Annotated in this window: 2 protein-coding genes and 1 pseudogene; all 3 read right to left on the reverse strand. The window is 44.5% G+C overall.

What is annotated here, in order from left to right; genetic code table 11:
• The coding region (locus tag Q0296_RS07895; protein ID WP_298039048.1) for a flagellar hook-basal body complex protein at positions 1-1,092 on the reverse strand (1,092 nt) is incomplete at its 3' end.
• Between the two features lie 5 nt (positions 1,093-1,097).
• A complete protein-coding gene (locus tag Q0296_RS07900) occupies positions 1,098-1,805 on the reverse strand; it encodes a flagellar basal body rod modification protein (protein ID WP_298039051.1) in 708 nt (235 codons plus the stop codon).
• Between the two features lie 8 nt (positions 1,806-1,813).
• Positions 1,814-2,042 (reverse strand): annotated as a pseudogene (locus Q0296_RS07905) (flagellar hook-length control protein FliK); the annotation flags it as partial.

Below are 2,042 nucleotides of genomic sequence, written 5' to 3' on the forward strand. Positions count from 1 at the left end.
GCCACTGCCATTAAATGTAAGCGAGCCCATTGCGGTATTTTGCACGGCTCCGCTGGCGTCAGTTATCGTTGCCACCGCGTCCCAGATAGTCTGGTCGCCAGTTTGTGGGATCTGCTTGGTTAAATTTATAGTGACCAAACTTTTTGTGCCGTCTGCGTTGTAGATATCAGAGGTTAGCTTTTCTTTGTTTGGCACTTCAACGAGCGAGGTGACTTCAGCATTTACCTCTAAATTTGCAAAATCCATAAATTTAAGGCTCTTGTCGTTTATCTGCCAAGTGCCATCACCCTCAAGCGTGGTTGAAAACTCGCTAAATTTACCATCGCCGTCTTTTACTTTTACGACCACGCTGTCGCCAGCTTTTGCGCCAAGAGATGTGGTGCTTAGCGGGATCTGTCCGTTTAGCGAGATCATCTTGTTTGTATTATCAAGCGTGTAGGCGTATTGGCTAGCCTCAAGAGCTGTCGTTTTTTTATCTGTTATGCGGGTTGAGTTTAGGTTGCCTTTTAGACTGATATTTTTAGTAGCTTCTGCTGGCATAAACAAAAAATGAGGCAAATTTATAGGCTTTTGTGCGCTTTCGCTGCCAAGCTTTAGATCCTCTTGCTCCACGGTGTAGGCTTGTGGGGTGCTTGAGGTTTGGCCGTATTTTCTAAGAGCGTTTGCGCTCGGCGTTGTTGGGGCAAAATTTGCAAGAGTGCCAAGTAGCATATTGCCCTTGTTATCTACTAAATTTCCAGCCGCGTCTATGTCGAAGCTGCCCGTTCTTGTGTAGTAGTTTTTGCCGTTTTGATCAACTACTCCAAAAAATCCCTTGCCACCAATTGCAAGGTCAAAGTTGTTATCGGTGCTTTGAAAGCTACCATTTGACATATCAAGCGCAGTCGTTTGTTTGGTAGCTCCAAGGCCCACTTGGTCGTTTGTTGGGCCACTGCCTGCCGAGACCAAGCTTTGGTTGATCAAATTTTTAAACTCAGGGATTGAGGCTTTGAAGCCGACATTATTTATGTTTGAGATGTTGTTTGACCAAACATCCATGCCAAAGCTTTGCGTCTTTATGCCGCTAACCCCGTTGTAAAAACCTCTCATCATGGCGTTTAGCCCTCGTAAAATTCTTTAACGCTATCCATCGAAACGTATTCGCCAGCAACCTTCATCATGGCCTTACCATCTACAAATTTCACCGCCTCGACTGGGTAGTTGCCCACTTGCGTCTTGTACTCTTTGCCGTCTTTGCCGGTGTAGCTTACTGCTACGTTGTAAGAGCCATTTGGCACTTGGTTACCAGTTTCGTCCTTGCCGTCCCATGTGAGCTTGTGAACGCCAGCGTTTAGGTTATTTAGATCGATAGAGCGGACGACTTGGCCGTTTGTGTTTTTCACTTCTAGCTTGCCGTTTGCAAGGTCTGACTTGAAATAAAGCGCAAAATTTGCATCTTTTTTCTCATCTGTTAGAGTAACTGCATTTGAGCCAGTCGAGACCATCTTGCCAAGGGCTGAGATGGCGTAGGCGTTTGCGTTTGATTTTAGCTGATTTACAAGGTCTTTCATCGCCTTGTTTGTATTCTCTTGCATCTCAACAGCTGCTAGCTGGCTAGTTTGCGTGAGCATCTTTTCAGTATCCATAGGGCTTGTTGGGTCTTGGTACTGAAGCTCGGTCAAAAGTAGCTTCATAAATGCGTCTTTATCAAGCTGTGAATTTGGGTTTGTTCCTGTGCTTTTTGCCGCTTCCTGTCTTGCATTAGCCTTTTTTTCGGCGTTTTTTTGCTGCGTTGTTTGTGTGGTTATATCTGAAACTGAAGCCATAATCTCTCCTAAATATATCTTGGTATTACTAGCTCAAGCAAGCTTTGTTCCGCTTGAGCGTTTTCGCTCTCGTCGCTTTGATTTGAGTTATATTTGTTCTTTGCTTGTTCTCTTTTTTCTTGTCTTTGGTTTTGGTCTGAGAAATTCATCTCAAGCTCGGTAAATCCCATATTTACAAGGCTGTTTTTAAACTCGGCCTGGTTTTGTAAAAAGAGGTTCATCGTAGCCGTTGTAGAG

It is taken from the genome of uncultured Campylobacter sp. (assembly GCF_937890585.1).
Taxonomy (GTDB): domain Bacteria; phylum Campylobacterota; class Campylobacteria; order Campylobacterales; family Campylobacteraceae; genus Campylobacter_A.